The organism is Vreelandella nanhaiensis, assembly GCF_003990185.1.
In the GTDB taxonomy this organism is placed as follows: domain Bacteria; phylum Pseudomonadota; class Gammaproteobacteria; order Pseudomonadales; family Halomonadaceae; genus Vreelandella; species Vreelandella nanhaiensis.
The window spans coordinates 34,214-46,842 of the sequence record NZ_RZHF01000028.1; the positions used below are offsets into that span (position 1 = coordinate 34,214).

11 protein-coding genes and 1 pseudogene are annotated in these 12,629 nt (G+C 49.1%); 7 read left to right on the plus strand and 5 right to left on the minus strand.

What is annotated here, in order from left to right; all coding sequences use genetic code 11:
- Positions 1-71 precede the first annotated feature (71 nt).
- The 4 genes from ELY38_RS17010 (at position 72) to ELY38_RS19465 (ending at position 3,704) form a co-directional block, all read left to right on the plus strand.
- On the plus strand, positions 72-566 hold the full coding sequence (locus ELY38_RS17010) for a hypothetical protein (RefSeq protein ID WP_127063361.1): 495 nt from the start codon (positions 72-74) through the stop codon (positions 564-566).
- A gap of 343 nt (positions 567-909) precedes the next feature.
- Positions 910-1,758: a hypothetical protein gene (locus ELY38_RS17015; protein ID WP_127063362.1), complete on the plus strand. Its 849-nt coding sequence runs from the start codon at positions 910-912 to the stop codon at positions 1,756-1,758.
- Between the two features lie 147 nt (positions 1,759-1,905).
- Entirely contained in the window at positions 1,906-2,466 is a 561-nt protein-coding gene (locus ELY38_RS17020) for a hypothetical protein (RefSeq protein WP_127063363.1), read from the plus strand.
- A gap of 932 nt (positions 2,467-3,398) precedes the next feature.
- Positions 3,399-3,704 carry a hypothetical protein gene (locus ELY38_RS19465; RefSeq protein WP_246009188.1) on the plus strand — a complete coding sequence of 102 codons (306 nt, stop codon included), beginning with the start codon at positions 3,399-3,401 and terminating at the stop codon, positions 3,702-3,704.
- 116 nt (positions 3,705-3,820) lie between these two features.
- Here ELY38_RS19465 and ELY38_RS19730 read toward each other — a convergent pair.
- Together ELY38_RS19730 and ELY38_RS19475 are read right to left on the minus strand one after the other, a co-directional pair.
- A pseudogene (locus tag ELY38_RS19730) lies at positions 3,821-3,865 on the minus strand (hypothetical protein); the annotation flags it as partial.
- A 41-nt stretch (positions 3,866-3,906) separates the two neighbouring features.
- On the minus strand, positions 3,907-4,077 hold the full coding sequence (locus ELY38_RS19475; RefSeq protein ID WP_246009179.1) for a hypothetical protein: 171 nt from the start codon (positions 4,075-4,077) through the stop codon (positions 3,907-3,909).
- A gap of 158 nt (positions 4,078-4,235) precedes the next feature.
- Between ELY38_RS19475 and ELY38_RS19150 the strand changes: the two genes are divergently transcribed.
- Both ELY38_RS19150 and ELY38_RS17035 read left to right on the plus strand, forming a co-directional pair.
- Positions 4,236-4,409 (plus strand): hypothetical protein, encoded by a 174-nt coding sequence (locus ELY38_RS19150; protein WP_185859008.1) that lies wholly within the window; start codon positions 4,236-4,238, stop codon positions 4,407-4,409.
- Between the two features lie 559 nt (positions 4,410-4,968).
- The gene (locus ELY38_RS17035; RefSeq protein WP_127063364.1) at positions 4,969-7,521 is read left to right on the plus strand and encodes a bifunctional diguanylate cyclase/phosphodiesterase; all 2,553 of its coding nucleotides are present in this window, start codon (positions 4,969-4,971) and stop codon (positions 7,519-7,521) included.
- Positions 7,522-7,944: 423 nt separating this feature from the next.
- On the opposite strand, the gene ELY38_RS17040 is transcribed toward ELY38_RS17035, so the two are convergent.
- Complete coding sequence (locus ELY38_RS17040; RefSeq protein WP_127063365.1) at positions 7,945-10,515, minus strand: sensor domain-containing phosphodiesterase; 2,571 nt, start codon at positions 10,513-10,515, stop codon at positions 7,945-7,947.
- Between the two features lie 548 nt (positions 10,516-11,063).
- Between ELY38_RS17040 and ELY38_RS17045 the strand changes: the two genes are divergently transcribed.
- Complete coding sequence (locus ELY38_RS17045) at positions 11,064-11,552, plus strand: CreA family protein (protein WP_127063366.1); 489 nt, start codon at positions 11,064-11,066, stop codon at positions 11,550-11,552.
- Between the two features lie 38 nt (positions 11,553-11,590).
- Here the strand turns inward: ELY38_RS17045 and ELY38_RS17050 are convergent, their stop codons facing one another.
- Both ELY38_RS17050 and ELY38_RS17055 read right to left on the minus strand, forming a co-directional pair.
- Positions 11,591-12,094, minus strand: a complete 504-nt coding sequence (locus tag ELY38_RS17050) for a CAP domain-containing protein (RefSeq protein ID WP_246009180.1) — start codon at positions 12,092-12,094, stop codon at positions 11,591-11,593.
- Between the two features lie 43 nt (positions 12,095-12,137).
- Positions 12,138-12,626 (minus strand): pyridoxamine 5'-phosphate oxidase family protein, encoded by a 489-nt coding sequence (locus ELY38_RS17055; protein WP_127063368.1) that lies wholly within the window; start codon positions 12,624-12,626, stop codon positions 12,138-12,140.
- Between the last annotated feature and the right edge of the window lie 3 nt (positions 12,627-12,629).

Below are 12,629 nucleotides of genomic sequence, written 5' to 3' on the forward strand. Positions count from 1 at the left end.
CAAAATTTCCGCTGCGCTGCAATTTTCCCCGTGCTGCGGGCGTTATGTGTAGGGGATAGAGAGTCGAATCCATGAAGGAATATGTACCAATTATTGTTTCCGTAATTGCAGGAATGTTTGCTCTATGGTCTGCGGTATTCACATGGAGACTAAAGCAAGCCTCTGATAAGCGAATGCGCGAGCTAAGTAAAGAAGAGGCTGCTCACAACGAATTGAAGGCCCTTTACGTAAAAATTCACGAGACATTCGAAGATCTTATAAAAGAATCACGAAACTACAAAAAGAGCGATTTGAATTCACGGTTTAGCACACTGACGGCTGAAGTAGGATTGTTAGCTTCAACAGAGGTAGTCGGTAGATATCATCGGGTGGCTGATTTATACCAAGAATGGGCTCCGTTGTATTTAAAAGCGTATCCAGCACCAAAGAATGGTGTCTTGCTAATTCAATCACCTGATCCAACTCTAAAATACAAAGAGCCAGAAAAAGAAGCTTATGACCGTTTCTATGAAGAATACAGCAACTTGATCAAGAGTTTACGTGGTGAAATCGGAGTCAACACATAACAAGTTGTTGTAGTTCGTTCCGGCCTGCGGCCTCCACCGGGCGCCCCTGTCGGGACTTCGCTAAACAAAAGCGTTATATCAGAGACGACTAAAAGGCAGCTTCTGGAAGAAACAGGAATGCCCTTGTTTAGGCTCCTATCTACCTTAGCGGCCATTCAGGGAAATGCAACAGACACACGTATCTTGTATGTGCAGATCAGTTTAACCTAATTATAAATAATTCTTAATTAGAACATAGGATTTAGTATTTGTCAGGCTGTATGTTTCTGTACAAATGTACCTGCACGTTCATCCAGTCATAAGTTAAGAAGTCTAATTCCTGCTATATGTCACAAGGTAAATTATGAGCAGTATTAAAGAATATTACCTAGAAAATGAAGAAAGCCGCTATATTCAATTGGCGGATATCCTGGGTGTTTCGTGGCGAGAATTACAAGATTTGGAGTATGAAATTACCGCGAGAGTATCCACGGATGGTAATGTATATAGTTACATTATTGAATTTTCTAAAGACAATGATCCGTCTGTTTTGAGAAATGTAGAAGGCTTAAGCGAAAATTGGACTGTTGAAATAGCGCCTTGGGTACTTGAGAGAAGCGAAGAAGATGAGTACGAACTCGGTGCAATCGCGAGGAACGAAAACTATAGGTTAAGCTTTATAAGTGAATTGCAGGATCTCGATGGGTTATTGGAATTAGAAATAGCAGATCAAAACTTGCATAGAGTTCTTCTTCGTCAGGTTTTTATAAGTATTATTGGTGCTGTTGAGACCTATTTGTCAGATGCATTCATTAATGAAGTGATTTCAAATCCACTATATCTAGAACGTTTTGTACAGTCACACCCAGAATTTAAGAAACAAAAAATAAGCCTTAGTGAGATTTTTTACGAATCATTAAAAATTAAAGAAAAAGCAAAAAATATCATGCTAGGTACGATTTACCACAAGTTGCCAGTGGTAAAGCAGATGTATCAAGATACATTTGGAATAAAATTTCCTCATATAGGTGATATGCAAAAATATATTATACAGCGTCATGACCTTGTTCATAGAAACGGGAAAACAGCGGATGGCGATCAAGTTATTATCGATAGAAAAACCATAGATAATTTGAAGAGTTCAGCGTTTGAAATGATAGATAAAATTGATATAGAGATAAAAGAACTAAGCGATTATGGCTTGCCATTCTAGTAGCTCTTCGTGCCTTGGAAATAATAAGCTAATGCATATTCATCTAGCTAGTTTGCTTATTTTGTCGTGGTGTCGCTTTGCTTTCTCTACCATAAAAAGCACTCTAAACTGCAGACCCGGCGATTAGGCCGTTGTGGATAAATAAATATGGATTGGAAAACATTTTTCTCACAGATAATTGACTCACTTGCGTGGCCAGCGGTAACAGTTTTCGTGGTTGTTCTATTACGAGACAAAGTCACCGATCTGCTTCTGAGACTGAAAAAGTTGAAGCATAAAGAAACAGAGATTGAGTTTGCTGAAGGCATTTCTGAACTCATACAAGAGCGTGAAGCACAAGGCATTGAAGGTGAGGAGCTGGCACGAAATAATGAGTATCAAAACCAATTTGATTTTTTGTCTCGACTGGCTGATATTTCACCAAGGTCAGCCGTCCTCGAATCTTTTCGTATCGTTGAATCGGCTGCAGCTAAAAAGGCTGCGAAGTTATACCCTGATCTAGAAAACCGGTATGCGAGAAGCCCCCCTCATCTTCAAAAAATGCTCAAAGGAGAGGTTTTGAGCAAGAACGAGTTCCGTCAGTTCGACCAGCTCCGCAAGCTGCGGAATGAAGCTGCACACGATGAGGAGTTTGATGTTAGAGGTATGCCAATAGAAGCGTATATTGATATCGCACTATCTATGGCCTCTAGGTTAGAGTCTGAATAGCCACAAAAGGGTGGTCAATAAGACGCCAACAGCGTAGAGATACATGGCGGGGGGGCAGATATAATGTCAGAGATGCCTAAAATATAGCTCCTAACCCTAACAGATCACACGTGCCTCATACGAAATTACAATTGATTGATGTTATCTACGCTATACGGGGGGCAGGTGGGGTACTGGTATACGTAGTGGTATATTGTATTTTTTGTCTTTATATTTAGTTATTTAAAATCATGCTATTACATGGTTTTATAGACTCCTGCCAGGGACGCCATACCACTTTTTAAAGTCCCCCACGTTATACCAAAAACCAGACAACCACGCGGGTTTTACCCTGTCGGCCTACCTATAATCACCCCACGTGAATCCCTCTCAAACCATGCTTTTATGTATACGAGAGTGTATGCCGACAGATAATAACTTCCTTAGCATACATAGAGGCGGGTATGAAGCGTTCTGAGGTGCGTAGTAAGCCGCTAGCCGCCGAGGCGTTTGATATGGCGGCTTTTGCCGGACGTGTTTCTTCTGACCCTATACGAGGCGTGGAGAGTTCATCGAATCAGGGAAGGGGAATAATTACGCTCACGTATCCCAGCCAGAAGTGCCGGCCCTTATGCGTGCCATTGACCAGTACGCGCGCGTGAAAAACCAAGCCGCCTAAGGGCTGCCGTGAGAATTAGGCAAGGTCAAGATCCACTGTCAGATCACAACAACCTTCGAGTAAAAAATTGAAGCGACGCTGGGTGCACTCGAATTCTAACGGTAGATTTTTTGGAAACACTCTTAGCATCACCGTGTCACTTGGGACAGGTAGGTATCCAGGTGGGTCTACCCAACTGCGGCCTAACCACCAAGCCCCGCTTAATCCCCTCTACTCCTTAACCTCTCCCTGCGTTACCCTACCGAAATATAATCCAACACTGGGGAGCGGGATAATGAAGAAAGAGTTAATAATGGGTTTGTATCTCGTTTTATTACCCTCTATAGCTTTCGGCCAGACAAATAGCGAATGCAGCGATCGTCAGAAGCTCACAGAAATAGCAACTGAGGCAAGAGATAGGGTTAGCCAAGGCGAATCAGAGGACAGTCTAGCAATGTGGGCTGGCGATATTGCAGAGCCTGGATTACAGGCAGCTGCGTATAAAGCCATTGAAGCCTTTATCTTTAGGCCTCCCGCTAAAAGCGTTCCCCAGCTCGTAACGGTTATGGGGTTTCTGTGCAATAAAGCGTACAACCCATGAGACGGTAAAGAAAACCCCGCCGAAGCGGGGCTAATGCTAAGCTTGAACTCGTGTTCGATGGCGGTTGCCACAAACTGGTTTAGGCTTTGGCCGCTGGCGGTAGCAGCATCAACTGCATGCTCATGAATCTCGGCAGGCAGGCGAACCTGGAACTTGCCCAAATAGGACTTGGTTGGCTGGATGCCGCGACGCTCGTACTCCTCTAGAAAAATGCGAAGCGATACCCGGCCCCCTCTTTGCGAAGATCTGAGACACTATCGGCGTAAAAGTCAGCGCCACCGTTAAGCCCGACGAACTCGACACGAAGCATCTCAATCTCTGGATCGTACTGAATCACGGCACGATAGCCGTCGATAACCATGAGGTTGTTCATGGTGCTTCATTCTCTTCTAGCCACTTACGGACACTGGCAACGGCGCCCTTGTCTATGTCGGGCGATGGGGGTGGACGATGAAATACGCGCACCTCGCCAAACAACACAACCGCGTCAAGTTCTATGCACTATGTTGAGCTGCAAATAGGGTGTAGAACTTGCTGTCACCTGGATTTCTAAAGAAGTGTGGCAAGCTGAATCGTCTGAAAAAAACATTTAGTGCTTTAGAGCAGCAAGAGAAAACCGCTGATATTGCATGGCGACAGGCCTTTGTTAAAGGCTTTGGAAAACAAAGCAAGCTCATGCGGGACCAGCTCAAACAGAATACTTAGTGGAAACTGGAGGCTGAACAGACGAGGGAAACGGTCATGCTATTAGGACCGCAAGTAGAATGGCTAAAAATGCATACCTACGTAGCTCGTAGAACCTTTATGACTAGCTTGCGCTCCATGAACGACTTGCCGTTATCGGTCAGCGCTGACTGACTCTCGGCACGGACTTTTAGCGTAGTGGTAGCCTGTTAAGCAGGTTGATGCCATGAACCTGTACCTGTACCGGGATGAATGGCTGTAGGAAGCTCTCTTGCTGACAGCAAAAGAACTCTCACAGCTCATTTGGTCATCCGAACTCTACAGTCACATAGCATGGTCGAAAAATTGAGATTGCAGCGGGAAATTAAAGGAAAAAAGATATCTGCCGATCTAGTACAGATAGATCAGCTTTCAGCCCATCACTGCCATTGATGATCGGTATAAACCTCCGCCACATGCGGACCCCGAAGTGGCCTCTCGTTGGAAGCCGCTGGTCAGACCTGTGCTGTATTTGAATCTTGCCGATGCAAGCGCTTCAAGCTGCAACCTAGCCCACTCTTCCCAGCCTGGCGAGTCAACAATGACACACAATTCTGACCCGATCCTCCCTAATGACGCGGCGTCATATACTGCCATGGCACTCATGGCATCACGCAGTTTCATCTATGTTATCTGCGGCCTGTTTCTTACTGTGGGCCTGATGTTGATCTATCTAAGCCTTTCGTTGGATGAGCGTCAGGTTCTGCATAGTGAAACCGACGCAGCCAGGATGTTGGAGGGTCGGCAAGACAAGATCGGTACGGTGCTGGCTGACGACGCGTTCTGGATCGATGCCTTTAGCTATACATACGGCTCCATCAATACGGCGTGGGCCTTCGAGCGTGACAACATCGGTCCATCTCTCTTTTCAACCTATGATCTGGACGGCGTATTTATCATCGGCCCGAATGCGGAGACTCGCTACGGCATCATCGACGGCGAGCTTAGTGACATTGACGCAAGTGAATGGATAACCGGTGACTTGCCCGCCCTGCTTGCCAAAGCACGCAGAGAATCTGTTGAAGATGAAATCGCGTATGCGTATTTTTCCGTAAGAGGCACACCCGCCGTCGTGTTCGCCGCGGTAATACGACCAGACAATTCCTATGATCAATTCGATCAACTTTCGTATCTGGTTTACGCCGATGTGCTTACCGATTCCAAGCTTATGGTGATTCAGGAAGCCTTTAATCTGCGCGGCCTTAAAGCGAACCTCGGAGCCGCACCCGATGCTCGAAGACCTCAGCTTACGTTGCAAGAGGATGTCGGCGACATGGTGACCTTGCAGTGGGAAAGCGAGGCGTTGGGTCGGTCGGTTCTGAGCAAGTTTCTACCGATGCTGTTCTTGCTCGGCGTGGTGGTTGCCATGTTGGTAAAGAATCTTCGCAGGCGCATCATCCATGCGAGCGAGATGATCGAAGCGGCCCAGCGTGCCTTACAGGTTAGCGAGCAGCGTTTTAAAAATATATCGGAAGCATCATCTGACTGGATCTGGGAGACAGATCGGGATCAAATCCTGATCTACCTGTCCGAGCGCTTTACTCAACTAACGGGTTTACCCTGCCACGACTGGATTGGACGGCCATTGTCGGAGCTCTTAACCTATGACACAACAGTGCTGGCGTCCGCGGCCGAGCACTGCAATGCGGCCGGACGCAAGCCAATACTTTGTGAAATGCGCGACAGCAATGATAGCCTTCACTATTGCCAGCTGTTTGTCCGTGAAGTGAGGGTAGGTGATCAACTGCAGGGTTATCAGGGAACGGTCTGTGATATTACCCAGGAAACTGAAGCCAAGGCGCGCATCGAGCACATCAGCCATCATGATTCGCTGACCGGGCTGGCGAACCGTCACCGCCTCAACCAGTACCTTAATGATCGCCTGAACCAAGGGCTGAGCGGCGACCGCCCGCTGTTCCTCCTGGCGCTAGACCTCGACCGCTTTAAACCTATCAACGACACCTTCGGCCATGCCACTGGTGATCTGGTGCTTCAAAAGGTTGCCGATGCCATCAGCCGCTGCATCCGTGAGACGGATCTGGTTGCAAGGCTGGGCGGGGACGAATTTATTGTGGTTGCTACCGATTGCCGTACCTATGAGCATGCAGAACGCCTGTGCCAACGGCTGATTGAGGAAATCAACCAACCGATTCGGATTTACGGGAATGAAGTTAGCGTCGGTACGAGCATCGGCATCGCCGCTGCGCCCTATCACGGATTGACTGCTGAGGACCTGTTGCGCTACGGGGACATAGCGCTTTACGAAGCCAAGTCCAAGGGGCGCAACCTGTTCCAATTCTACGAGCCGGCAATGAATGAGCGAATTATGGAGCGCCGTCAGCTGGAGATGGATATGCGCCAAGCCCTGCACCGGCGAGAATTCCGGCTCGTTTTTCAGCCACGCTACAATGCAACGACTCAAAAAATTGTAGGGGCTGAGGCGCTGGTGCGTTGGCTACATCCGACCCGGGATCTACTCAGTCCAGCTTGTTTCATCCCGCTGGCCGAAGAGACAGGCCTGATCTTTGAGCTTAGCGACTGGGTGCTGCATGAGGCCTGCCTCAACGCTCTAAGCTGGCATGACAATGTGCTGGTATCGGTAAATCTGTCACCCATGGAGTTTCAGCGCAACGATGTGGCGGATCGCATTGCGGCCGTAATTGAACGTACCGGCATCGCCCCTCAGCGCCTGGAACTAGAAATCACCGAAAGCGTTATGCTTGAAGACGCTACCTCTGCGCTGACTATGATGAAAAAGCTCAAAGCGCTAGGGGTGCGCTTATCGATGGATGATTTTGGCACCGGCTATTCGTCGCTCGGCTATTTGCGTAGCTATCCGTTCGATGGAATCAAGATTGACCGCAGTTTCATCATGGATCTAGATCAGACACAGAGTAGCGAGGCACTAGTGAACGCTATCATCAGCATGGGCCACGCGCTCGCCTTGACCGTTACTGCCGAGGGAATTGAGACCGCAGAGCAACTTGGCAAAGTGGTCGAGCTCGCTTGCGATCAAGCGCAAGGATTTTACCTGGGCCGTCCTGTGTCGCCCATGCAGTTTAGACAAGTTGTTGAGGAAATGGAGTTAAGCTGATTATGCCCGACAATGCTGCTCCAAAGATGCATAGGGGTTTATGCACGCTTATACTTGTTAAATATTTGATATATAAAAATTAAATAAAGAATGCTTCGTGTTCATTAAGTAACGTATATTTCTGCCGCTAATTCTCGTCTCCAAAGCAACCCTGCTAAGTAATAATAAACTAGCCCATAAAAATCATTACCGTGGAGGGGAGCTATACGTCTGTCTTACTGCCTATGCCGTTTGATGCGGTTTCAATAGGTTCGGGTAGAACCCTCTGCTTACCATTATTTTATGGTCTTTTTCGCTGAGGCATTTAGTGGTTAGCTTGGCAACTTTGGCGTCTTCGATTACTAATTGCCCCGGGCAGAGTACCTTCAACACTCATACGTATTCGTGCCCTGGAACTCGACACTAGCTACATGTTGAAGCTGATTAAACGGTTACCCATTTTTTTTCAACGTAGGTAACTAGCATGGACAGCGGTAATGGCCTTGCAATGAAGTAACCTTGTGCCTCGTCGCATTGGGTTTGGCAGAGCAGATCAAGAGTAGCCTTGTCTTCGACTCCTTCGGCAACGACATGCAATCCTAGCGCATGAGTCATGTCCGATAACGCTTTCATGAAACCGCGCCCGTGCGGTTCTGAGGTGTTGGGGGTAATGAATGTACGGTCCAGCTTCACAACGTCGATTGGAAATCGCTGTAGATAAGAAATTCCGGCGTGACCAGTTCCGAAGTCGTCAACCGCCAAGCGCACGCCAAGCGTCTTCAACTGCTGCATCGCCAGGGTCGAGGCTTGCATATCATGGATGAAAGCGCCCTCGGTCAGTTCAAGCTCCAGATATTTTGACTGCATGCCCGCCTGGTCAAGGGCATGCTGGACCTGCGCGACCAAATTGGGTGAGAGCAACTGTTTGGGGGATAGGTTCACAGATACGCTCAGTTGATAGCCGAGGCGATTACTCAATCCTTGTATATCTAAACAAGCCTGTCGTAGCACCCAGATGCCTAATTCGTCGATCAATCCAGTTTCTTCAGCGATCGAGATGAAATCAGACGGTGGAACCAGGCCGCGCTCTGGGTTGTTCCATCGTACTAATGCCTCAACGCCCATCAGCTTTTCAGAAGGCAGCCCTATCCTCGGTTGGTAATGAAGCACGAACTCACCTCGGTCAAGCGCGCCGCGCAGAGCTATTTCGAGCGCCATGCGCTTTTTCATTGCAATGCTCATTTCTTCCGAGAAAAAGCCGTAGCGGTTCCCCCCATCGCCCTTGGCCTTGTACATGGCGATGTCTGCATTCTGGATGAGAACATCTTTACTTTGACCATCCTCTGGATACATGCAAATCCCGATTGAGGCACTGGGAAACAACTGATAATCGCTTACATCTACCGGCAGGGTTAACGTCTCTACCAGCTTCTTTGCCATTGACTCTACAGAAATTTTTCCTCGTTGGGCGTGAGCAATGACTACAAACTCATCCCCTCCAAGACGAGCAACGAGGTCGCCAGTAGGCAACGCGGCTTGCAGGCGCTTGGCAATTTGGCAAAGCATTTCATCGCCTGAACCGTGTCCCAGTGAGTCGTTGACATGTTTAAATCGATCAAGGTCAATTAACATCACAGCAATCGAGGTATCCGACGGTGTGAAGCTTAAAAGGGCCTCCAGATGTTCGTTCAAATATGCCCGGTTGGGAAGTCCCGTTAGCCCATCATGAGTCGCCATATGATGCAGGCGCTGTTCGGACTCTATACGTTCTGTGATATCCGTGTAGCTGCCTGCCCACTCCTTCACAGCGCCTGATGCATCTAATATAGGGACGGCGTGAAACATCATGTGACGAAACTCTCCGTCTGCGCGCCTCAAACGCACCTCATTTTGCAGAGGAACGGCTTCTTGGCGCATGCGAGCAATCAGAGTCAACATGGAGGCACGATCATCTGGGTGAATGGCATCGAGCCACCCCATGCCTTCGACCTGTTCACGGGAGAAACCCGTGAAGTTCGTCCATTCGGGGACGGGATTGAATATCTCGGCTTCGCTTGAGGTTGTCCAGATGAGCGCATTCGTCGCGTTCACGAGCGATCGGAAACGCAACTCGGCTCTGCTTCTCTCCTCAGTTTCCCGATAGCGTTCGATGATCAATGAAGCTGTATTGGCTACCAGCTCGATAGACTCACATTCTTGTTCGGTTGGCCCTCGCTTTTCTCGACAATAAAGCGGCATGACGCCTTGGATGCAGCCTTTGGTTGAAAGCAAAAGCACTAGCCAGCAAGCCTGCATCCCAAGGGGCATCATGAAACGAGTGAGTTGTTTGCCTAGCTCATCCTGGGTGGTATCGGTGATAATGGACGAAGCAAGCAACGTTAAGTTGTCGCAGAGGGTGGTGCAGGCTCCGGCGGCCAAGCCATCAATTGATTGGCTGTACTCAGACGGTATTGACGGGGCTGCGCACATCTTTAAGTGAGCCTGATCAGCATCGAGCAGCATCACGGAAGCCATCAGGCCGCCTCCGGACTGTTCTTCGACAAGATGACAGAGAAGATTTAATACTTCTTTGAGGGGGGCGCCACTCATGGCCAGTTCAAGAGCGCGTCGTTGCCCATGTGCAACAACCTCAGCGTGCTTTCTTGCCGTGGCGTCCTGGGTAAAGCCGTACACGTGCTCGATTTGACCATCTTCGCCTTGTGAGAAAGCATTTACGGAAATCCAACGCACATCGCTGGGACTTATCACCAGCCGGCACTCGTAGCGGTAGCAATCTGCCTTCAACAGCATGCTTTCGGTTATACGCTCAGCTGCTGGCCTGTCGTCAGGATGAAGCGCCTCAAAAAATTCTTGTATGCTACGAATGCCTTCGAAAATCTCAGAATCTGATGCAAAGGTTAAAGCGCCTGTATCAGTGTCTAGTTCCCACTCATAGACGTCGGATTTTCCTAAGGTAAAACGGAAGCGCTCCGGCAGGTCGGCAAGTAAGCGGGTACGAGCTGCAGAAAAGGGCATGACTCAACTCCATCTGCAGACGCATCGAGATAAGAACAAGCGAATGTTCAGAATAGCATCGTAAGATGTCATTATGACGGCGCCGCAGTATTGACGAAAAAAGTTGGGAGAAATTTGTTGCAGTGTACCTTCACTGCTCTTAGGTATTACCGTCGTCCTCTCCTCAGGGTGTCGGACCTTAACAATCTTTTATGGCAAACGCTATAGGCGTGGTTCCTGGGATGGCAGTTGTACGTTGAAACAGTATTGAATCTTCGTGAGATAATTTTGGTTTACCATATGGCATGGCGCTTAGCCTGGCTGTCGGCTTCTACTAAATTTGCTTTGCAATCAGGTATTAAGTTTCGCTGCTGCGTGTTACACCTGTTTGACGCCTCGATTGCCGCTCGGCTGTGATCGTGGGGCGGGTCTTGACGTGCCGATACTTGAAAATCATTCAGACAATCAGGGTTAGGCGCGCGTCCACAGTTCCAATAATACCTGTATAAAAGGAAGTCATTAGGTATGCGCTTAGTGAACGTAAACTGCTATTACCGAGGACGCTAACCATGTTTTTTACTAAACGTGCGGTCATCAATTTGCTCGTTGGCGTATTAGCACTACTGCCAATCACGCTATTGGCTCAGGATGCCCATATTGGCAGTGTACGTACCGAGTTCAGAATGCTCGGGCCGAACAATACCATTGAAGTAGAGCGCTTCGATGACCCGAAGGTGCAGGGCATTTCCTGCTATATTTCTTATTCTCAGATTGGCGGGATCTCTGGCGCGGTGGGGCTTGCCGAGGAAGCCAGTGAGGCAAGCGTTGCCTGTCGGCAAACAGGGGAGATTATCTTTAACCCAGCTGAGGTAGAAGGGCAGGAGGTGGTGTTTACCCAGCGTCGTTCGGCACTTTTCAAGAATATGCGCGTGGTACGCATGCACGATGCTGAAACCGAGACCTTTGTGTATTTGACCTATAGCACTAGGCTGGTGGATGGGTCGCCCAAGAATGCGGTAACGGCTGTTCACTACGGTGACCTGACGCCAGCTCAATAGCCCGGTGCGAGCGCTTGAACCCGCGTGTGCAGATCGGGTTAGCGGGGGCGGCCCAGCGCCTGGGTCCAGTAAGTGGTATAGCGGGATTCCGGGTTATCAGCTTTGGCCATGCCCATCTGGGTGAAGGCACCGTTCATGATGTTGCTGCAGTGGCCGGGGCTTTCCAGCCAGCCTTCGACCACTGCGGATGCTGACATGTGGCCAGCGGCGATGTTTTCCCCCACGGCGCGCCATACATAGTCTTGCTCTTCCACGCGTTGCTCAATACCAACGCCTTCAGGGCTGGTATGGCTGAAGTACTGGTTTTCGGCCATATCTTTAGAGTGCGCTTTGGCCGCATCGTGAAGCTTGCAGCTCCAGGTTAGCGGCTTTACCGAATCGAAGGACTGTTCGCCACACTGGCGGGCCTGGCTGCGAGCTTCGTTAACCAGATTAAGCATCTCCTGCTGCTGTTCGGTGGGCTCGCACTCGCCGGATGAGGCGCTTTGCCGTGAATCATCAGACGCCCACGCCGTGCCTGTACCGATCAATATTAGGGCCATGAAACGAAAAAGCGCCCCGTTAATAGGGCGCTTTGCGAATGAATTAACCGCCGAATTTTTCATTTTCACCAAGATCCGGTGTGGCATCTTTTTTCAAGTTCGCCTTAGCAATCTCGTAGAGCTGGTAGGTTTTGCTCTCTTTGGATTTCCAGTGCTCGCCCATCGCTACCTTGATTTCCAGAAGCGTGACGTCAGGATCATCCTTGCCTTCCGGGAACCAGGCTGCCACGAAGGGGTTCCAGTACTTGTGGATCAGCTCGCGGTTATCATTCAGGTTGGCCTTGCCGGAAAGCGAGACGTACACGCCGTCTTCCTGGTCGGAGAAGCTCAGGCAAACATCATGATCACTTTCGGTTTCAAAGACCTTTTCGGCGCTGCGGCGGGTGTAGAACCACAGCGTGCCGTCATACTCTTCCTGCACCAAGTGCATGGGACGCGCACGGGGCGTATCGTGGTCCATGGTCACCAACATGCCAACTTTAATATCCTTGATCATCTTCCAGATCTTCTGCTTATGTTCCGGGCTGGACATAGC